Origin of the sequence: Ruegeria sp. HKCCA5929, assembly GCF_013034525.1 — a bacterium.
In the GTDB taxonomy this organism is placed as follows: Bacteria; Pseudomonadota; Alphaproteobacteria; order Rhodobacterales; family Rhodobacteraceae; genus Ruegeria.
In genome coordinates, this window is sequence record NZ_WQGE01000002.1 from 487494 (window position 1) to 506135 (window position 18642).

Annotated in this window: 20 protein-coding genes; 8 read left to right on the forward strand and 12 right to left on the reverse strand. The window is 58.7% G+C overall.

All coding sequences use genetic code 11. From position 1 onward, the window contains the following. Window positions 1–15 precede the first annotated feature (15 nt). Together gcvT and GOV90_RS07160 are read right to left on the reverse strand one after the other, a co-directional pair. Entirely contained in the window at window positions 16–1110 is a 1095-nt protein-coding gene (gene gcvT, locus GOV90_RS07155; RefSeq protein ID WP_171172835.1) for a glycine cleavage system aminomethyltransferase GcvT, read from the reverse strand. A gap of 293 nt (window positions 1111–1403) precedes the next feature. Further along, complete coding sequence (locus GOV90_RS07160) at window positions 1404–2591, reverse strand: Zn-dependent hydrolase (protein WP_171093336.1); 1188 nt, start codon at window positions 2589–2591, stop codon at window positions 1404–1406. A gap of 135 nt (window positions 2592–2726) precedes the next feature. Here GOV90_RS07160 and GOV90_RS07165 point away from each other — a divergent pair, with 135 nt between their 5' ends. The 4 genes from GOV90_RS07165 to GOV90_RS07180 are packed head-to-tail and all read left to right on the forward strand — an operon-like array spanning window position 2727 to window position 6226. Then, complete coding sequence (locus GOV90_RS07165; protein WP_171093333.1) at window positions 2727–3377, forward strand: histidine phosphatase family protein; 651 nt, start codon at window positions 2727–2729, stop codon at window positions 3375–3377. Between the two features lie 18 nt (window positions 3378–3395). Next, window positions 3396–4010 carry a glutathione S-transferase family protein gene (locus GOV90_RS07170; protein ID WP_171093331.1) on the forward strand — a complete coding sequence of 205 codons (615 nt, stop codon included), beginning with the start codon at window positions 3396–3398 and terminating at the stop codon, window positions 4008–4010. 14 nt (window positions 4011–4024) lie between these two features. Beyond that, window positions 4025–5080 carry a saccharopine dehydrogenase gene (locus GOV90_RS07175; RefSeq protein ID WP_171093329.1) on the forward strand — a complete coding sequence of 352 codons (1056 nt, stop codon included), beginning with the start codon at window positions 4025–4027 and terminating at the stop codon, window positions 5078–5080. A gap of 3 nt (window positions 5081–5083) precedes the next feature. Further along, window positions 5084–6226: a saccharopine dehydrogenase family protein gene (locus GOV90_RS07180; protein ID WP_171093327.1), complete on the forward strand. Its 1143-nt coding sequence runs from the start codon at window positions 5084–5086 to the stop codon at window positions 6224–6226. Between the two features lie 84 nt (window positions 6227–6310). Here the strand turns inward: GOV90_RS07180 and GOV90_RS07185 are convergent, their stop codons facing one another. The 4 genes from GOV90_RS07185 to GOV90_RS07200 form a co-directional block, all read right to left on the reverse strand. Further along, on the reverse strand, window positions 6311–6514 hold the full coding sequence (locus GOV90_RS07185) for a DUF1127 domain-containing protein (RefSeq protein WP_171093325.1): 204 nt from the start codon (window positions 6512–6514) through the stop codon (window positions 6311–6313). A 57-nt stretch (window positions 6515–6571) separates the two neighbouring features. Continuing rightward, on the reverse strand, window positions 6572–6799 hold the full coding sequence (locus GOV90_RS07190; protein ID WP_171093323.1) for a DUF1127 domain-containing protein: 228 nt from the start codon (window positions 6797–6799) through the stop codon (window positions 6572–6574). Window positions 6800–7038: 239 nt separating this feature from the next. Beyond that, window positions 7039–7356 carry a DUF3775 domain-containing protein gene (locus tag GOV90_RS07195; RefSeq protein ID WP_171093320.1) on the reverse strand — a complete coding sequence of 106 codons (318 nt, stop codon included), beginning with the start codon at window positions 7354–7356 and terminating at the stop codon, window positions 7039–7041. Between the two features lie 85 nt (window positions 7357–7441). Beyond that, the gene (locus tag GOV90_RS07200; RefSeq protein WP_171093318.1) at window positions 7442–8215 is read right to left on the reverse strand and encodes a DUF1365 domain-containing protein; all 774 of its coding nucleotides are present in this window, start codon (window positions 8213–8215) and stop codon (window positions 7442–7444) included. A gap of 146 nt (window positions 8216–8361) precedes the next feature. On the opposite strand from GOV90_RS07200, the gene GOV90_RS07205 reads away from it, so the two are divergent. Genes GOV90_RS07205 through GOV90_RS07215 form a run of 3 tightly spaced genes read left to right on the forward strand, consistent with a single transcriptional unit; the run spans window position 8362 to window position 10129 of the window. Beyond that, the gene (locus GOV90_RS07205; RefSeq protein WP_171093317.1) at window positions 8362–9018 is read left to right on the forward strand and encodes a sigma-70 family RNA polymerase sigma factor; all 657 of its coding nucleotides are present in this window, start codon (window positions 8362–8364) and stop codon (window positions 9016–9018) included. 10 nt (window positions 9019–9028) lie between these two features. After that, window positions 9029–9679, forward strand: coding sequence for a ChrR family anti-sigma-E factor (locus tag GOV90_RS07210; RefSeq protein ID WP_171093316.1), 651 nt, complete (start codon window positions 9029–9031; stop codon window positions 9677–9679). A 45-nt stretch (window positions 9680–9724) separates the two neighbouring features. Continuing rightward, window positions 9725–10129, forward strand: coding sequence for a hypothetical protein (locus GOV90_RS07215; RefSeq protein WP_171093313.1), 405 nt, complete (start codon window positions 9725–9727; stop codon window positions 10127–10129). A gap of 3 nt (window positions 10130–10132) precedes the next feature. Here the strand turns inward: GOV90_RS07215 and GOV90_RS07220 are convergent, their stop codons facing one another. From GOV90_RS07220 to GOV90_RS07245, 6 genes are all read right to left on the reverse strand, one after another. Next, on the reverse strand, window positions 10133–11362 hold the full coding sequence (locus tag GOV90_RS07220; RefSeq protein WP_171093310.1) for a DNA recombination protein RmuC: 1230 nt from the start codon (window positions 11360–11362) through the stop codon (window positions 10133–10135). 57 nt (window positions 11363–11419) lie between these two features. Further along, window positions 11420–13282, reverse strand: a complete 1863-nt coding sequence (mutL, locus tag GOV90_RS07225) for a DNA mismatch repair endonuclease MutL (protein ID WP_171093308.1) — start codon at window positions 13280–13282, stop codon at window positions 11420–11422. Between the two features lie 262 nt (window positions 13283–13544). Further along, window positions 13545–14474, reverse strand: a complete 930-nt coding sequence (locus GOV90_RS07230) for a metal ABC transporter permease (protein WP_171093306.1) — start codon at window positions 14472–14474, stop codon at window positions 13545–13547. After that, window positions 14471–15676: a metal ABC transporter permease gene (locus GOV90_RS07235; protein ID WP_171093304.1), complete on the reverse strand. Its 1206-nt coding sequence runs from the start codon at window positions 15674–15676 to the stop codon at window positions 14471–14473. The genes GOV90_RS07230 and GOV90_RS07235 overlap by 4 nt, the downstream gene beginning before the upstream one ends. A gap of 3 nt (window positions 15677–15679) precedes the next feature. Beyond that, window positions 15680–16483, reverse strand: coding sequence for a metal ABC transporter ATP-binding protein (locus tag GOV90_RS07240; protein ID WP_171093302.1), 804 nt, complete (start codon window positions 16481–16483; stop codon window positions 15680–15682). A 3-nt stretch (window positions 16484–16486) separates the two neighbouring features. Then, window positions 16487–17440, reverse strand: a complete 954-nt coding sequence (locus tag GOV90_RS07245; protein ID WP_171093300.1) for a metal ABC transporter solute-binding protein, Zn/Mn family — start codon at window positions 17438–17440, stop codon at window positions 16487–16489. A gap of 200 nt (window positions 17441–17640) precedes the next feature. Between GOV90_RS07245 and deoC the strand changes: the two genes are divergently transcribed. Beyond that, entirely contained in the window at window positions 17641–18639 is a 999-nt protein-coding gene (deoC, locus tag GOV90_RS07250; protein WP_171093298.1) for a deoxyribose-phosphate aldolase, read from the forward strand. Window positions 18640–18642 lie beyond the last annotated feature (3 nt).

Below are 18642 nucleotides of genomic sequence, written 5' to 3' on the forward strand. Positions count from 1 at the left end.
GTCTCTCTCCTGACTTCAACGCTTGTAATTCTGTGTGACGAAGGGCAGCGCCACGATCTCGGCCGGTTGCGCCTTGCCCCGGATGATCAGGTTCACCTTCTCACCGGGCGCGCCATGGCCTTTGCTCACATAACCCATCGCAACCGGGCCACCCACCGTGGGGCCAAAGCTGCCCGAGGTGATCTGACCAATCGTGTTGCCCTCAAGGCATTGCACCTCGACGCCCTGACGCGCCGGTGCCCGGCCTTCGGGCTTGATGCCCACCAGCTTGCGGGCTGCGCCCTCGGCCAGTTCCTTTTGCACGCGATCCGCGCCCGGAAAGCCGCCTTCTTCCTTGCGGCGTTTCTGAATGGCCCAGCCAAGGCTGGCCTCGATCGGCGAGGTGCTCTGGTCGATGTCATTGCCATAAAGGCACAGCCCCGCCTCGAGCCGCAGGCTGTCGCGCGTGCCCAGACCCGCCGGTTCGCAATCTTCATGGGCCAGGAACGCCTTGCTGATCTCGATCGCCTTGTCCTCGGGGATCGAGATCTCGTAGCCATCCTCGCCGGTATAGCCCAGACGCGAGATGCGGCATTCAACGCCGTTGATATCGGCCACGGTGGTTTCCATAAACTTCAGATCACGCGCGGCAGGGCACAGCTCGCCGACTACATCTTCGGCCTTGGGACCTTGCACGGCCACCAGCGCGCGGTCGAAGATCTCGGTCACTTCGACGCCGTCCAGATTGGCCTGCATATGCGGAATGTCCTGATGCCGCAGCGCCGCGTTCACCACCACAAAGTAATGATCGCCCGCATTCGACACGATCAGGTCATCCATGATCCCGCCATCTGCATTGGTAAAGAACCCGTACCGCGCCTTGCCTTCCTTCAGCGTCGCATACGCCTGAGGGCACAAAGCTTCCAGCTTCTCACCCACATTCTCACCGCGCAAAATCACCTGACCCATGTGAGATACATCAAACAACGCCGCCTTCTCACGACACTGCTTATGCTCTCCCATAATCCCCATCGGATACTGGACAGGCATCTCCCAACCCGCAAAATCAACCATCTTACCACCCAACTCAACATGCAAATCGTACAAGGGCGTGCGTCTAATATCGGTCATGGCGGGTACTTTCCGTATCTAGCGTTTAGAGTGCCGCCTCGTCAGTCTGCCCCAAGCTGAAAAGATTGCAACGATTCCAGTCAGCTTGCGCCTTAAACACTGCCTTTGCGACACGTCTGCATACAGGCGTATGCACATTAATGTTCCTATAGGAAACTTTTTTCCCTTAGGCAACACTCCTTATCTGACCGTTTCCGCCTCGACATCTGATGCTGCTTATTTTTCGGGCGCGGTCCTATTCTGTACGAATTTAAGTTATTGATAAATAATCATTTTTACTTCACCTTACATCGTCACCCACCAAGCGCCTGAACGGCGACATCCAACACTTTGAGGCCGGCAAGCAGATCGCGTTCTGCAGTATCTTCAGCGAAATCATGGCTGATGCCGTTGATCGAAGGCACAAACAGCATGGCAACCGGCATCAGGCGGGATACGTTCGTCGCGTCGTGCAATGCGCCCGACGGCATCTTGCGCCATTTCTCCGGCGCCACTTGCTGCGCACCATTTTCCAGCGCCTCCCGCAATGTCTGGTCCATGGCAACAGGCTCGAGCCCCAGCATCGGGCCATAATCCAATGCCATCCCTTGTTCTTCAGCGACTTCCTGAGCTGTTGCGCGAATGATCTCTTCCATCCGAACCAGCCGATCCGCGTCGCCATCGCGCCATTGCATCGAGAACCGAACCCGACCCGGAACGATAGACGAGGCATTGGGATGCACATCGACACGCCCGATGGTCCAGACAGTCTGTGGCGTTACCACATTGCGGAAGCGTTCATTGAGACGGGTGTTGAACAGGGACAGCGCCTGAAACGCATCCCGGCGCAGGTGCATCGGTGTTGTGCCTGCATGGTTCTGCTGACCCTCAAAAGTGATCGACATATCGCGGATGCCGACAATATCGGTGACGACGCCAATCTGCTCGCCTGCCGCGTCCAGGGACGGGCCTTGTTCGATATGCATCTCGATAAAGCCGTTGAACCGGGACGGGTCCACAAAAGCACCAGACAATTCGGACATCGAAGACCGCGCGGCCCCAAAACTGACGCCCGCGCCATCTTTCAAACCATCTGCCTGATCCAACGGCAGGCCGCCGGACCAAACGGCCGAGCCTGTGGTTACACCAAACCGGCCTTCTTCGTCCTGAAAGCTGACAACCGAGATTGGCTGGTCGCTGGAGCGCGCGATTTCCAGCGCGGCGATGACGCCCAGCGCGCCGTCCAGCCAACCGCCCTCGGGCTGGCTGTCGGAATGCGATCCCATCAGCAACGAGGAACCTTCGGCCAACCCGAACAGATTTCCGACCGGGTCGAAATGTGGTGTCAGTCCGGCGTCCACCATACGCTCAGCAAGCCAATTGCGCGCGTCGATGTCCGCTTGTGAATAGGCCGGCCGGATCACGCCCTTGCCGACACCCGACGCCCCAAATTCACGCAGCTTGTGCAAATCCGCCAAGAACCGTTCGTGATTGACTGGCATGACACCCTCCGAATTTTCCGTGGGCAGACCATAGCCACAAATAAAACTGCGGCGAGGATTTTTTCTTTAGCAGGTGAAACCCCTCTGGTCCCGGGGTGGAACCTGCCCTAAGACGTCTGCGCAAGAGGGACCAACATGTCACATATCACATTGGTGCGGCACGGGCAGGCCAATACCGCAGCGCGCGACGAAGTAAGTTACGACAAGCTCAGCGACTTGGGGCATCAGCAAGCCCGTTGGCTGGGCGCACATCTGCGCGACACGCGCAGCCACTATACCCGCGTTTATTGCGGCACTCTGACCCGCCATGCAGAAACCGCCCAAAGCATGGGGCTGACTGACCCGATCCGTGATGCACGATTGAATGAGATCGAGTATTTCACACTGGCGCAATTGCTCGAAGAACAACACGGCATTGCAATCCCAACGGATCGTGAGGGGTTTGTCGAACATCTGCCCAAGACCTTTGCCGCCTGGGCCAATGGCGACATCGAGAACGCACCCGAAACCTTCGAAGCGTTCGAAACGCGTGTTCGGGATGCGCTGAGGGAAATCGGAACCGAAGGCAGACCCGCCATTGTTGTCACCTCGGGCGGGCTGATCTCGATGGTGGTGCGGCAGGCGATGGGGTTGGATATTCCATCGATGGCGCGGGTAGCCCTTGCCATCATGAACACGTCGATGCATCGTCTGCACCCGATTGGCACCCAGCTGAGTCCGGTTCTGTTCAATGCTGTCCCGCATCTTGAGGCACCCGACCGGCAATTCGCGCAGACCCACCTGTAGTCAGATCGGAGATACCCCATGCAGCTTTATTTTGCCCCTCGCACGATCTCGGTCGCTGTTGCGATTGCTCTGGAAGAGGCAGGGTTGGAGTATGAGGCGATCCAACTGGATTTCGCCGGGGGCGAGCAGACCAAACCGGCTTACCGTCAGATCAACCCCAAAGGTCGGGTTCCGGCGCTAGTGGTTGACGGTGGCATCCTGACCGAAACCGGAGCGTTGCTGGAATTTATCGCTGCCCAAGCGCCGTCGGCAGATTTAGTCCCTGCTGATCCAGTCATGGCCGCGCGCATGCGTGAAGTGATGTTCTATCTTGCGTCGACCATGCACGTGAACCACGCGCACAAGGTGCGCGGAGCGCGATGGGCGGACAAGAAGCCCAGCTGGAAAGACATGAAGGACAAGGTCCCACAAACAATGACAGCATCCTGTGAATACATCTGTTCAAACGGCCTGCGTGGGCCGTTTGTTCTGGGTGAGGCATTCTCGCTGGCAGATGCCTATCTTTATGTGGTTTGCAGCTGGCTGGAAGGCGATGGCGTCGATGTCTCGGCCTTTCCCAAAATTCTTGCCTTCCGCGAGGCGATGGAGGCGCGGCCTTCGGTTCAGGCGGTCCGTGCCGCCGGAATGCTCTGACAAAAGGAATTACGATGACACATCTCTGGGTCCGGGCAGAACAGCGCCCGAACGAGGAACGGGTTGGGCTGACCCCCGAAGGGGCCGCAGCGCTGATCGCGGCTGGCATCCGCGTGACGGTCGAGGAAAGCCATGTCCGCGCCATTCCAATCGACGGCTACAAGGACGCAGGCTGCGAGATCGCACCTGAAAACACGTGGCCCGACGCCCCGGCGGACGCGATCATTTTCGGCCTCAAAGAGTTGCCCGAAGATGGCACGCCCCTGCCCCACCGCCACATCATGTTCGGACATGCCTACAAGGGCCAGCATTCCGGCCGCGCTTTGCTGGAACGGTTCAAGGCCGGGGGCGGCACGCTGTATGATCTGGAATATCTGGTGGATGAAGATGGTCGCCGGGTTGCGGCCTTTGGCTATTGGGCCGGGTATGCCGGTGCGGCAGTCACGCTGAAAACCTGGGCTGCGCAGCAACGGGGCGAGCAATGCCCTCCTGTTGGGATTTATGCCGGTAAGGACGCGCTGAATGCCGATTTGCTGGCAGAACTGGACGCCACAGGGGCCGAACGACCAACCGCCATTGTCATCGGCGCCTTGGGCCGCGTTGGCACCGGCGCTGCCGATCTGTGCGAAGCCATGGGTGTTGCCGTTACCAAATGGGACATGGCCGAGACCGCCAGCGGCGGGCCGTTCCCTGAGGTTCTGGACCACGATCTGTTTCTGAATTGCATTTTCGCGCGTCCCGGCACGCCGGTTTTTGTTCCGCGTGAGGCGCTGACCGCCCCACGCAAGCTAACCGCCATTGGCGACGTCGCCTGCGACCCGGACAGCGATTACAACCCGGTGCCGGTCTACGACCGCGCAACTACATGGGACGCGCCTGCCCTTCGCGTGGCGAATGATCCGGTGATGGATGTGATGGCCATCGACAATCTGCCGTCCATGCTGCCGGTCGAAAGCTCAGAAGACTATGCCACGCAACTGCTGCCGTCCTTGTTGACTCTGACCGAACTGGACAGCGGTGTCTGGGGTCGGGCAGAAGCAACCTACAAAACGCATATTGAAGGGATCTGAACGATGACGATTCACTGGTGTGGCACCGGCCTGTCGGCCATTCCCGGCCTGCGCCGCCTGATCGAAGGCGGGCACAAGGTCACCGTCTGGAACCGAACCATCGAAAAGGCCAAGGCTGAGGTCGGAGACCTGACCGACGACATCCGGGCGTTCGACATCGACGCCCTGGGAGAGGTGCTGGGCAAAGGCGATGTGATCGTCTCGATGCTGCCGGGCGACTGGCATGTCCCGCTGGCAGAGCTGGCGATCTCGAAACAGGCCAACTTCGTCTCATCTTCGTACATCGCGCCCGAGATGCGTGCGCTGGACGACAAGGCACGTGAGGCTGGTGTCGCGCTGGTCAACGAGGTTGGATTGGATCCGGGCATCGATCACCTGATGGCACATGCGCTGGTCGACGACTATCGCGCCTCAGACGCGTTCGATCCTGAAAACCACCTGAGCTTTATCTCGTATTGCGGCGGGATCCCGAAAACGCCCAACCCGTTCCGCTACAAGTTCAGCTGGTCACCTCTGGGTGTTCTGAAAGCGCTGCGCTCGCCCTCGAAGTCAATCCGCGACTATGCCCCGCTGGATGTTGCCCGCCCGTGGGACGCCATCAGCAGCTATATCGCTCCGCTGCCCACACCGGAAAGCTTCGAGGTTTACCCGAACCGCGACTCGATCCCGTTCATGGCGCAGTACCATTTCGAGGATCACTGGCCGGTCAAGGAATTCGTCCGCGGCACTCTGCGTCTGAACGGCTGGGCCGAAGCATGGTCGGACGTGTTCACCGAGATCGAAACTCTTTCCGGGCCCGAAGGCGACGCCCGCCTGAAAGAGATGTCGGACCAGTTCTGGGACGAAAACGCCTATGATGAGGGCGAACCAGACCGCGTTGTGCTGTGCGTTGGTCTGAAGGCGGAAAAAGACGGCATTGAGGTCTGGAACAAGACCTATGTCATGGATGCCTGGGGGGATGCACGCGGCACCGCGATGGCGCGCCTCGTGTCGATCCCGGTGTCTCTGGCCGTCGAAGCGGTTCTGAATCGCGCGATCCCGGCGGGCGTTCACGCCGCGCCCAGCGATCCGAAGCTTGTACAGGGTTGGATGGGAGAGATCGACACGCTGGCACAACATTTGCAGATCGTCGATCACTTGGCCTGATTGAAAGGTGAAAGCCATCCCAGTTTTGCTGGAATGGCTTTCATAGTTCTTGGCTAGGCATGACTTGCGTTCCCTTTCGGGCCTTCAGATGTACCGCTCAATCGTGTCTTCGATGTCGCTTCGATTGATGCCAAGCTCGGACAATTGATGATCGGTCAACGCATTGAGATGCTGTGCCGCACGAACAATGTCGGAGCTGATCGATCGGATACGCATAGCACGGTCGAACAGTAGCAATGCACTGGCAGCCGGTGCCGGTTGATTGGTGGGCGGGATAACGTCGAACATACGGATAACCTCACAAACATAGACCTGGGGATGTGTTAATTCAGGGCAAACGCACCATCACTGGCGGTAGGGTTTGTTGTGGTAAACACTCTCATACGCGCATCGATTGATTTGGTCCCGCTGAACACCGATATCGGCAAGTTGTTGATCATCCAGCGCCTCAAGATCACGCACAGTTTTTGCAAGAATTCGGCGACGGAAGTGCTCGACCTTTTTGTCGGCGTACTTCGAAAACAGACCATCAAGAAGGCCGTTCTGGGTGTTTACTGCTTGGGTATGTACCATGTCTTTGTCCTCCTAAACTTGATTTGCGTTGTCTTGGTGAAATCAAACTTGGGGACGCCGCCTTAACGTTACCAAAGCGCATCATTAAGGTTTGTTTAAGACTGGGCCGGAGAAGGCACGCGTCGGATGAGTTATGCCGAAGCGTGTCTGCAATTTACGCCAGCAAAGTGTATCTCAATCATAGATAAAGCCCAGATGGCGGCGAAACCGCCATCCTCGTATTTGGCTTGGAAAACGAACTACATCAGGTCGTTCTCAACATCCTCGGCCGAAATGCCCAAAGCATCCAACCCGTTCTCCAGGTGATCCGACAAGTGTGGGGTTCCAATCAGGTAGTCGGCGCAGGGAGTCGAGGCTTCGGACTTGGCGGTGGCGATGGCTTCGGCCAAATCCTCGGCGAAAAAGCTTTCGCGGCCAATCCACATGATGGCGACCAGTTCGGCCTGCTCGTCTTCGCCCATGCGATCAATGAACGCCCGCAGCTCGCCCTCGGCCCGGTTCAGTTCGCGGCCCATCATGGCCACCTGGGCAACTTTCCTTGCCGAAATTTCCAACATGTCCTCAGCTCCTGTTGTTCGCGGTTGTCAAACCATCACAATCATCGACAGGGGCCTGAGTCTTTGATCTTACGCAAACTGCGGGTCAGTCCCGAACGCGAGACATTGGCTGATCGGGGACAGGCTGGGATCGGAACGGTCGGAAGGTTGCCTTTTTCAGCCACAGTTTGAACGCCTGCCAAACAATCAGCGCAAAGGTCCGCCGGGCCCCAAACGGACGCCGCAGCAAGGACCACAGGATCACCCGATTGGTCAGCGGCTGACGGGGCCCTGTCAAGGTGGCGATCAACCCACCGTCGGGTCGAGTATAGTCGATCCAAACACCAACCCTGTCAGGGCGGAAATCAAACCGAAACGTATAGCTTCCTTCGATCTTCTGGAATGGCGAAACATGCATCAGCTTGTCCGCCACCACCCGATCCGATGGTTCGATGACCGCAAAGTCAGGCTTGTGGCACAGATAGCTGTGACGTGTCCCAAAGGTGTTCGTCACCTCGGCCACCACCGCATAGAGTTGGTCGTTGCCGTCAAAGCAGAACCAAAAGCTGACAGGGTTGAACACATGCCCCAGAACCCGTGGTTGTGTCAGCAACATGATCCGTACCGGTTGCGGCACAGCCATCTCGTCAAGGCGGGTACGCACCCACGCGGCACCTTCGCCCTGACCGGGCGCGCCGCCATGATCGCGCATACGCCAATTGGCGAGGTTTGCGCGGTCACGCGAAAACAACAGGGGCGTTGTCAACTTGGCCTCGGGGTCGAACAGGATGTAATCGACCGAATACCGAAACGCGTTTTCTATCCCGCCCTTGCGCCCGTGATAGGTGTGGCCCGCGATATGATCTATTTCTTTTGCCATCGTGTGTTTTCAGACCTGCCCATAACCGCTTAAAACAGCATCGTTTTCCGCCGTATTTGTATAGTAGTGTTACGGAAAATAGCGCGAGTTGGATCATAATGTCCCGATAAAGTGATCCGGCTTGGGGCGCGGCCCGTAATGTGGTTATGTTTACCGAGATCAATACTGCGACCTTGGACGAACCTGCGGCTGACACAGCCGCCCCTCAACCTTGGCGCGGGAAGAAACGCATCAAGGGTAGACAGGTGAACGGAACGAAAGCCAGTTGCGACACCAGAACCGAGTGGGTGGAACACGTCAAACGCATCCGGGATGCGCAGGACCAGTCGGCCTTTGCCGAGCTGTTCCAACACTTCGCGCCACGCATCAAGGCGTTCCTGATGAAATCAGGGTCTGATGCCACCATGGCCGAAGAATGCGCACAAGAGGTGATGGCGACCTTGTGGCACAAGGCCCATCTGTTCGATCCAACACGGGCCACCGTAGCCACGTGGGTTTTCACGATTGCTCGGAACAAGCGCATCGACGTTCTGCGCAAGCAACGCCGCCCCGAACCCGAGGAACTGGGATGGGGACCCGAGGCCGAGCCTGACCAGGACGACGTGATCGCGCTGCAACAGGAAACCGCGCAGCTGCGCACCGCCATGTTGGCGTTGCCCGAGGCGCAGAGAGAGCTGATCGAAAAGGCGTATTTCGGCGACCTGAGTCACCGCGAAATTGCGTCTCAGACCGGGTTGCCCCTGGGAACGATCAAGTCACGTATTAGGCTGGCGCTGGACCGCTTGCGCCACGCGATGAACTGAGATGAGTAAGATGAGCAAGTCGATTAAACATCACCTGACAGATGACCTGCTGATGGCATATGCCGCAGGAACTCTGCCCGAGGCGTTCGATCTGATGGTCGCAACCCATCTTTCCCTGTGTGACCATTGCCGCGCACGGGCCGAGAGCTTTGACGCCGTTGGCGGGCAGGTTCTGGATGATCAGGCAGGCTCGGTCGCCATGTCTGACGCCTCACTCGCGGCGACCATGGCCTTGATTGCGCAGGGTGCGCCGACCCCCAAGCCCGCGCGACCGGGCTGCGCCGTGCTGCCTACCCCTTTGCAGGACTATGTGGGCGGAACCGTCGCGGACATCCGCTGGAAATCCATTGGAATGGGTGTGAAGCAGGCCATTCTGCCGACCACCAAAGAGGCCACGGCACGGTTGTTGTTCATCCCGGCCGGTGCTGCGGTCCCGGATCACGGTCATCAGGGCATGGAACTGACTATGGTTCTGCAGGGCGCGTTTTCGGACGAGGTGGATCACTTTGCCCGCGGCGACGTTGAAATCGCTGACGAGGATCTGGAACACACACCTGTCGCGGATATCTCGGAAGACTGCATTTGTCTTGCAGTCACAGATGCACCGTTGAAATTCAACAAACTTATGCCGCGTTTGTTTCAGCCCTTCCTGCGCATCTGACTGCTGGTGAGTTCCGGCCAAAGCGAAGCTTGAAAGGAAACAGATATGACAGGAAAACTTCTTTTGTCGGCCCTTCTGCTTTGTTTCGCGCCTGCGGCGTTTGCCCAGATGACTGCAGAGGTGCAATTTCAGTCCGGCAATTATGGCACCATGGTCAACGGGGCTGTCACTGGCGACGAATACTTCGACTATGTGTTGGGTGCAAAAGCCGGTCAGGAGATGTTTGCCGACCTTCAGGTCAGTGACACCAATGGGAACGGCGTGGTCTATTTCAACATCCTGCCCCCGGGCAGTGATGGGGTCGCGATCTACAATGGATCGATTGACGGCAATACCGCCCGGATTAACCTGCCAGAGGACGGAGACTATACAATCCGTGTTTATCTGATGGGCAATGACCGAGATACCGGCAAAACCGTCGGGTACAACCTGGACTTGTCGATCCAGTAAGTCTCAACCTTCGTGACGCGCCAAAGGCACAACGTCTGACGCGGCATCAGGTGCGATTTCTGCGAAATCGAAATTGTCCAGACGCTGCGCCCGTCGGCCAGCTTTTTCCGCGCTGATCTTGATTTCCGAGATATCCTTGGCCGCCTGACCAAAATGACGATCCAGATTGGTCACACGATCACCCAGACGCTCCACATCCTTGTGCAGCAATCCCAATTCTTTGCGGATCGCACCTGCCTGTTCGCGCATCCGGGCATCTTTCAGGATCGCGCGCATCGTGTTCAGCGTCGCCATACAGGTGGTGGGTGAAACGATCCACACGCGCTTGCTGAAACTTTCCTGAACCAGCTCAGGGAACTTGGCGTGAAGCTCGGCATAAACAGCTTCGGACGGCAGAAACATCAGCGCACCATCGGCGGTTTCACCGTCCAGGATGTACTTCTCGGCAATGTCGTTGATATGTTTACGCACTGTGCTGCGGAACATCTGCAACGCCGCTTTCAGCTCAGCGTCATTGGTTGCGCCGATCAGCGCTTCATACGCCTCCAGCGGGAATTTGCTGTCAATCACGATAGGGCCCGGCGGGTTCGGCAGATGGATCAGGCAGTCCGCACGACGCCCATTCGACAGGGTAGCCTGCAACTGGAAACTGTCCCTTGGCAGTGCCTTTGAAACAATGTCCGTCAGCTGGATTTCGCCAAACGCCCCGCGCGTCTGCTTGTTCGACAGGATATCCTGCAGGCTGAGAACGTCACCAGACAGTTTGGTGATATTGTCCTGCGCTTTGTCGATCGCGGCCAGACGCTCCTGCAATTGGGTCAGGGATGTCGCGGTCTGTTTCGATGACCCATGCAGCGATTCTTTCATCCGCTCCTGCATTTCGGCCAGCGCGCGTGCAGACTTCATCGCGTTGTCCGCCAGCCGGTCATTCATCTGCTGCTGAACCGAGGACAGGCGCGCTTCAACCGTTTGGATCACTTGCACCTGCGCATTAGCCTGCGTGTCCGAGACATGCTGAAGACCGCCGCGCAATTGTTCCTGCCCCTGCCCCAGTTGCTGCACATGCTGTCCCAGATGCGCCATCTGCCGCGCCAGAGGTTCTGCCATCCGGGCCGAGCGATTGGCCGCCCGCAGCGACAGGAACAAAAGCAGCAGGATCAGCAGGACAACCCCGCCACCGGTCAGAAGAACCGGGTCATTCAAAGGGATTTGGGTGCCTGCAATCTGGATCATGTCAGTCTTTATGTTCTCGTTTTGTTTCGATCTTCTTAATAGGTTCTGAACGACGGATCAACTGCGCCCGAACAACCGCTCGATATCGCTGAGCTTCAATTCCACGTAAGTCGGCCGCCCATGGTTGCACTGACCGGAATGCGGCGTCGCCTCCATCTCGCGCAGCAGTGCGTTCATCTCTTCGGCGCGCATCCGGCGACCCGAGCGGACAGAGCCGTGGCAGGCCACCCGGCTGAGGATTGCCTCGATCTTTGCCTGCACCATCTGGCTTTCGCCCTGATCAGCCAACTCATCAAGGATATCCAGGATCATCGCGCGGGCATCGACCTCGCCCAAAATGGCAGGAGTTTCACGCACAGCGATGGCCCCGCCACCGAAGGGTTCAATGGTCAGACCAAAGCGCGTCAAGTTATCAGCAACAGCCATCAGACGCGCACAATCGCCTTCAGACAGCTCCACGATTTCCGGGATCAGAAGCGCCTGCGCCGCAACGCCGTTTTCCGCCATCTGCGTTTTCAGCTTTTCATAAACCAGCCGTTCATGTGCAGCGTGCTGATCCACGATCACCATACCGTCGGCGGTTTGCGCGATAATGTAATTCTCGTGCACCTGTCCCCGCGCAGCCCCCAAAGGCAGGTCCTGCGGTTGAGGTTCTTCTGTCTCGGCTATCGGCGCAACAGAGGTAGGCTCGACAATACTGCCGCTGTAATCCTGAGCCAGTTCAGCAAAGCCCGGAGATTGCGCCCAGTAGGCCGCCTGTCGCGCTGCTGGCGAAGGTCGATCCATCTGATACACACGGGCCGGGGCAGATTGCGAAGGTTCGGGCCGCATTGCCCCCAAGGTCGCATTGGCCACGGTCGAGGATGCCCGATGCCCGGCCTCGGCCAGAGCATGACGCAGGCTAGACACAATCAAGCCGCGCGCAACGCCGGGGTCGCGGAACCGCACCTCGGATTTGGCGGGATGAACGTTCACATCTACTAGCGTCGGATCACAATCGATGAATAAAGCCGCCGCCGGATGGCGATCCCTGCTGAGGAAATCGAAATAGGCGGCCCGCAAAGCGCCAGTCAGCATCTTGTCACGCACAGGCCGACCATTGACGAAAAGATACTGCGCCACCGCAGCACCGCGCGAATAGGTCGGCAAGGCAGCATAGCCATAAAGCCGGATGCCTTCGCGCGTGGCGTCGATTTGCAGCGCATTCTCGGCAAACTCGCGCCCGATCACGCGGGCCAGGCGGGCGTGGAGCGCATCGAAGAGATCTCCGTTCTCGCGATCCGCGCGGAAGGTCACACGACCTTCACCGCCACCGGACACATCGCGCAGCGTGAAGGTTACGGATGGCTCGGCCATGGCCAGCCGTTTCACCGTATCGGTGATGGCTTGCGTCTCGGCCCGGTCGGTGCGCATAAACTTCAGCCGGGCGGGCGTGGCAAAGAACAGATCGCGCAGTTCGACGACTGTGCCCGCGCGCAGGGCGGCGGGTTTGACCGCGCCCATCTTGCCGCCCGCAACGTGGATCTGCGCCGCCTCGGCACCCGGTACGCGGCTGGAGATGGTCAGTCGCCCGACCGCACCCAAAGAAGGCAGCGCCTCTCCGCGAAACCCAAAGGTATGGATGTTCAGCAGGTCCGACCCATCAATCTTTGACGTGGCATGGCGGGACAACGCCAGCGGCAGATCATCCGCCGAAATACCACAGCCGTCATCCGTGACGCGGATCAGGGTCTTGCCCCCATCCGCAATATCGATGGCGATCCGCGTGGCCCCTGCGTCGATTGCGTTCTCGACCAGTTCCTTCACGGCAGAGGCCGGACGTTCCACCACCTCACCGGCTGCAATCCTGTTGATTGCAGCGTCATCCAGTTGCCGGATCACCGGGCGATTTTCGCTGATATTGGGGTTTGCTTGCGCCATACCCCTAGACCTAGCACAGCCGCGTACGATTCTGCCACTGGTTTACACAGGTCTTTTGATCAGAGAGGGGGTGTCCGGATGGCCGTGAACGGCTTAGCGCTCAGGTCCACCCGGACGTACCAAGTGAGTGGTGTGATTTAGCTAATGAATGGACGGCGTGTAACATGTGAGCAGGTTAAAAGCTGCTTAAGATTCATCATTTGGGCATCTGGGCAGAGATTGGCCGATGACGTGCGGACAGGTGCGGCGGGAACATGCCCGATCACGCAGAAGTGTGCGCCCCGATACGCGCGCGGCACGGTCCGAACATGGCGGCTGCGGCAAGTATCAGACCAGACATCGTGGCAATCATGCCAGCCGCGCTGACTGCATCCGACCCGCCCAACCACAAGGGGCCGTATCCCGCCAATACATAGCCCGACACTGCCGAGGCCGTGGCGAACACAATGCTCCAGGCAATCTGCGCCTCGAGCCGGTTGGTCAGCATCCGCGCCGCCGCCGGAGGGCAGATGAACATGGCGATCACGATGATCGAGCCCACCGCGTCAAATGCAGCCACCGCCGCGATGGCCGCTGTTATCACCAATGCCATGCTCAGAGCACCCGTGCGAATGCCGATCGTGCGCGCAAATCCTTCATCGAAGGTGGAAATCTTTAGCGGTCGCCAGAACAGCCAGGTGAACACAGACACGCCCACCAGAGTCAGAGCAATCCGAGGCAATTCAGGTGGCAAACCCGCAAGAGCTTCGACATCCAGCAAGGATCCCCAACCGGTTGCGTCTAGCCAGATCAAGCTTTCGAGATTGCCGTAAAGCGCATGCTCCACGTCCAGATGCACGGTCGAGGTGTCAGTTTGCTCGAGCAGCAAAACACCCGCCGCAAACATTGTGGTAAAGACAACACCCATGGCGGCACCGGGCTCGATCTGACCCAGCCGGCGAATGGCTTCGATCAGAACCACAGCCACAATCGCCGCCCCTGCAGCGCCCAGCATCATTGGCCAGGTCGATATCGCCCCGGTCAACAGGAACGCCACCACGATACCCGGCAGCACCACATGGCTGATCGCGTCGCCAATCAGCGCCTGTTTGCGCAGCACCAGAAAGTTGCCGGGCAAGGCGCAGGCAATGGCCGCAAATGTGCCAATCAGCAGCGGCGTCAACGACAGTGGGACAAATTCTTCGCCACTCATACCGGAACCCCCTGCGGCCCGCCGATTTGACGATCGATTTCAGCGATCTGATCATGCGTCAGGACCGTTTCGATATCCCGCAGCCCGTCATAGAGCGCAGCCGTCGCCTCATGCGCCTGATCCGCGCGGACGATTTCCCAGCGTTTTTCATCGCGCAGCGCCTTGGCCGCCCGCGCCTTGCCAGAGTCCGTGGCAACCCCGTCTGGCCGGACCAAACCCGCACGGCGTAGCAGGCGCAGCGTAAGCGGTTCATAAATCTTCTGCCCCTGCGCCAGCGCCAACAGACCCTGACGGATATGCACCCGGCGCTGAAACCGCAGATGCCGCAACACCGCCGCCAGCACCCCGCGCTTTGGGGCACAGAAAAGGGACAGGACGAAAAAGGCAAAGCTGACCAGCACGATGATCGGTCCAGTCGGCAAGTTGGGGGCAGAAGCGGAAATGGCAGCACCGATGTACCCGGCCAGACCTCCGGCAAGCCCCGCAAGCAGGACGACGTGCTCGGAACGCTCGGACCAGAACCGCGCTGTGACTGCCGGAATGATCAGAAGTGCCACGATCAGGATCAAGCCCACAATTTTCAGGCCGACCACAGTGACCGCCATGACCAGCCCCATCATCGCAAGATCGATGCGATGGATTGGCAAGCCACGAGCGGCAGCATATTCCGGGTCAAACGCGACAAGGGTCATCGGGCGACGCAGGATCAGAACCATAAGCAGCGTCGCCGCGCCACCGATGGCGATGATCATGGCATCTGCCCACAGCATTCCAGCGGTCGAGCCTAACAGGAAGCCCTCCAACCCTGCCTGACGCCCGACGCCCATGGTTTGAATGATCGTCAGTAGAACGATCCCAAAGCCAAAAAAGACAGACAGAACTGCACCGATTGCTGCGTCTTCGGCAAGTCGGGTGCGGCGTGTCAGCCAGTTCATGCAAAGAAGCCCAACCCATGCCGAAATTGCAGACCCTGCCAGCAAGCCCAGCAGATTGCGCCCATCCCCGCCCAGCGCGACCAAGACCATAAAGGCCAGACAGACGCCCGGCAGAGTTGCATGACTGATGGCATCGCTGACCAGCGCACGTTTGCGCAGGAACAGGAACGTCCCTGTCACACCGGCCGACACACCCAGCAATGTCGCACCAACTGCGACCAGCGTGGCGTTATAGCCAAGCTGCAGGGTCAGAGCGTCCCAAATCATGTGTTATCCCAGCGCGCGCGATATCTGATCGATCTGCGCTGTCGCCAAACGCCCGCCATAGGCCGCTTGCAACGTTTCCGCAGTGAACGCCTCGGACACCGGCCCTTCTGCCACCTTGCGGGTATTGATCAGGAAAACGTGGTCGAAATAATCTGTCACGGTCGCCAGATCGTGATGCACCACGACTACCGTCTTACCTGCCTCTTTCAGAGATTTCAGCACCGCGATAATGGCCTTCTCGGTGGCGGCATCCACCCCGGCGAACGGTTCATCCAGCAAGTACAGATCCGCACCTTGCGCCAAAGCACGAGCCAGAAACACGCGCTGCTGCTGGCCGCCGGACAACTGGCCGATCTGACGGTCCGCGAAGTCCCGCATCCCAACGCGGTTCAAACAGTCCATCGCACATGCCTTGTGGCGGGCACGTACGCGCCCCAGAAGCCCTAGCTCGCGCGACAGACCCATCAGCACAACGTCGATCACGCGCGTTGGGAAATCCCAATCCACGCTGGCCCGTTGCGGAACATAGGCAATACGCGCGCGCTGCGCCTCCAGCGGCTGTCCAAATACCGTGACCTGACCGGAGAGGGGATTGACGATTCCCAGCGCCGCCTTGAGAAGCGTGGACTTGCCCGCACCGTTTGGGCCAATGATGGCAGTCATGGCACCGGGCTGGACGGTCATATCAACCGAAAACACAGCAGGCTTTTGTCCGTAGGAAACGGTCAGGCCTCGCACCGCAAGCGGGCTGTCGCCCAGCCCGCGATCCTCAAGCGTCACACCGTCATTGCTGACCAGACCCAGCATTATTCAAAACCCCGCAGACAGTTTGCCGTCCATGCCTCGACCGGGGGCGTCGCCGTTCAACGCACCGCCAATGACTGTGATGTTGTGATCCAGCATCCCGATATAGGTACCCTCATAGGTGCCTTCTGCGCCCATCGCATCCGAAAAAAGCTCACCACCGATGGTCACTTTGTGCCCCTTGGCCGCTGCCCCTTCGATCAATGCGCGAATTGAGCGATCCGAGACCGAGCTTTCGACAAAGACAGCCGTGATTTGGCGATCAACAAGCAGGTCAACCAATTCGCTGATCCTGTTCAAACCCGCCTCGGACTGGGTCGAGATGCCCTGAATGCCCAGAACCTCGAACCCGTAGCTTTGACCGAAATAGCCAAATGCGTCGTGGGCGGTAAGCAGTACTCTGCTGTTCTCGGGCACCGAAGACAGGACATCCTCGGCATAAGCCGCCAAACGGTCAATATCGGCCAGATGCGCCTGTGCATTGGCTGCAAACACGCCTGCCGCTTCGGGACGAACGTTGGTCAAGGCATCCTGAACCTCTAGCACAACTTCGCGCCAAAGCACGGGCGACATCCACACATGCGGGTCGTATTTATCTGCGTAATCGTCATGGGCACGCAGTTTGGATTTATCGACCCCTTCGGCTACTGCGACGACAGCGCGTTTGCGTTCGAGATCGTGGAAGAAATCTTCCATCTGTGCTTCCAGATACAAACCGTGCCAAAGGATCAGGTCAGCGCGGGTCATGGCAACGATGTCGCTGCGGGTCTGTCGATAGGCATGAGGGTCAACGCCCGGCCCCATCAGACCTGTGACCTCAACCTGATCACCGCCCACCTGGCGCGCTGCATCCGCGATCATGCCCGTTGTCGCGACCACTTTGAGTGGCGCTTCAGCCCAAGCGGCGATTGGCATCGAAAGGGCCAGCGCCAACGCGGCAAGAAAACTCCGACGAATCATCTTCGACCTCAGTTTTGCGTCCTGTTGAGACTGAATATGAGAACCATTCGCAACTAAGTCAACGCTAATGCGAATTATTCGCAAGAAAGCCCTCTCTTTTTGTCCAAATGGTCAAAAAATTGCCATTCAAATACATCCAACACCTTCCATTCCCCGGTCTGCCGTGCGAATTTGTCGCAAACCTCCCAAAGGACGTGACTATGGATACGCAGAGCTCAGAAAGCCCCGTGCGCACCGCGCATCTGCCGCAAGTAACCGAACCCCGAAATCCGGGAATGGATCTTGATCTTGACTGGGTCCGCGCCGTTCAGGCCAATACCTCGGCCATTGAGCGCCGGGCTGCGACCCTTCCCGGGCGGCGGTCGGTCAAGAAGGACTATCAAGCGGCGTGGCTGCTGAAGGCGGTTACGATGATCGACCTGACCACGCTGTCAGGCGATGATACCGTAGGCCGAGTGCGCCGCCTTTGCGCGAAGGCGCGACAACCAGTTGCGAGTTCCGTCTTGCAGGCGCTGGATATGCCGCAGATTACCACGGGTGCCGTCTGCGTCTATCACGACATGATAGAAACCGCGGTGGATGCCCTGAAAGGCACCGGCATTCCGGTCGCTGCGGTATCCACTGGCTTCCCGGCCGGCCTGTCGCCGTTCCACCTGCGCGTGGCCGAGATTGAGGAAAGCGTGAAAGCCGGTGCCGAAGAGATCGACATCGTCATTTCGCGCCGTCATGTGCTGTCAGGGGACTGGCAGGCGTTGTATGATGAAATGAAAGCCTTCCGCGTGGCCTGCGGCGATGCCCATGTCAAAGCCATTCTGGCGACCGGAGAGCTGGGCAGCCTGCGTAACGTCGCCCGCGCCTCGCTGGTCTGTATGATGGCTGGCGCGGATTTCATCAAGACTTCAACTGGCAAGGAAAGCGTCAACGCCACCCTGCCTGTCTCACTGGTGATGATCCGCGCCATCCGGGATTTCTATGATCGCACCGGGTATCGCGTTGGGTACAAGCCCGCCGGTGGTATTTCAAAAGCCAAGGACGCGCTGGTGTACTTGTCGCTGATCAAGGACGAGTTGGGCGATCGCTGGCTGGAACCAGACCTGTTCCGCTTTGGTGCCTCTTCTCTGCTAGGCGACATCGAGCGGCAGTTGGAACACTATGTGACCGGGGCTTACTCGGCTGGATACAGACATTCGATGGGCTGAGCC

Bases quoted from the DNA above. Each gene is read 5' to 3' on its own strand.
- gcvT (WP_171172835.1), bottom strand. From the start codon at position 1,110: ATGACCGATATTAGACGCACGCCCTTGTACGATTTGCATGTTGAGTTG.
- GOV90_RS07160 (WP_171093336.1), bottom strand. From the start codon at position 2,591: ATGCCAGTCAATCACGAACGGTTCTTGGCGGATTTGCACAAGCTGCGT.
- GOV90_RS07165 (WP_171093333.1), top strand. From the start codon at position 2,727: ATGTCACATATCACATTGGTGCGGCACGGGCAGGCCAATACCGCAGCG.
- GOV90_RS07170 (WP_171093331.1), top strand. From the start codon at position 3,396: ATGCAGCTTTATTTTGCCCCTCGCACGATCTCGGTCGCTGTTGCGATT.
- GOV90_RS07175 (WP_171093329.1), top strand. From the start codon at position 4,025: ATGACACATCTCTGGGTCCGGGCAGAACAGCGCCCGAACGAGGAACGG.
- GOV90_RS07180 (WP_171093327.1), top strand. From the start codon at position 5,084: ATGACGATTCACTGGTGTGGCACCGGCCTGTCGGCCATTCCCGGCCTG.
- GOV90_RS07185 (WP_171093325.1), bottom strand. From the start codon at position 6,514: ATGTTCGACGTTATCCCGCCCACCAATCAACCGGCACCGGCTGCCAGT.
- GOV90_RS07190 (WP_171093323.1), bottom strand. From the start codon at position 6,799: ATGGTACATACCCAAGCAGTAAACACCCAGAACGGCCTTCTTGATGGT.
- GOV90_RS07195 (WP_171093320.1), bottom strand. From the start codon at position 7,356: ATGTTGGAAATTTCGGCAAGGAAAGTTGCCCAGGTGGCCATGATGGGC.
- GOV90_RS07200 (WP_171093318.1), bottom strand. From the start codon at position 8,215: ATGGCAAAAGAAATAGATCATATCGCGGGCCACACCTATCACGGGCGC.
- GOV90_RS07205 (WP_171093317.1), top strand. From the start codon at position 8,362: ATGTTTACCGAGATCAATACTGCGACCTTGGACGAACCTGCGGCTGAC.
- GOV90_RS07210 (WP_171093316.1), top strand. From the start codon at position 9,029: ATGAGCAAGTCGATTAAACATCACCTGACAGATGACCTGCTGATGGCA.
- GOV90_RS07215 (WP_171093313.1), top strand. From the start codon at position 9,725: ATGACAGGAAAACTTCTTTTGTCGGCCCTTCTGCTTTGTTTCGCGCCT.
- GOV90_RS07220 (WP_171093310.1), bottom strand. From the start codon at position 11,362: ATGATCCAGATTGCAGGCACCCAAATCCCTTTGAATGACCCGGTTCTT.
- mutL (WP_171093308.1), bottom strand. From the start codon at position 13,282: ATGGCGCAAGCAAACCCCAATATCAGCGAAAATCGCCCGGTGATCCGG.
- GOV90_RS07230 (WP_171093306.1), bottom strand. From the start codon at position 14,474: ATGAGTGGCGAAGAATTTGTCCCACTGTCGTTGACGCCGCTGCTGATT.
- GOV90_RS07235 (WP_171093304.1), bottom strand. From the start codon at position 15,676: ATGATTTGGGACGCTCTGACCCTGCAGCTTGGCTATAACGCCACGCTG.
- GOV90_RS07240 (WP_171093302.1), bottom strand. From the start codon at position 16,483: ATGCTGGGTCTGGTCAGCAATGACGGTGTGACGCTTGAGGATCGCGGG.
- GOV90_RS07245 (WP_171093300.1), bottom strand. From the start codon at position 17,440: ATGATTCGTCGGAGTTTTCTTGCCGCGTTGGCGCTGGCCCTTTCGATG.
- deoC (WP_171093298.1), top strand. From the start codon at position 17,641: ATGGATACGCAGAGCTCAGAAAGCCCCGTGCGCACCGCGCATCTGCCG.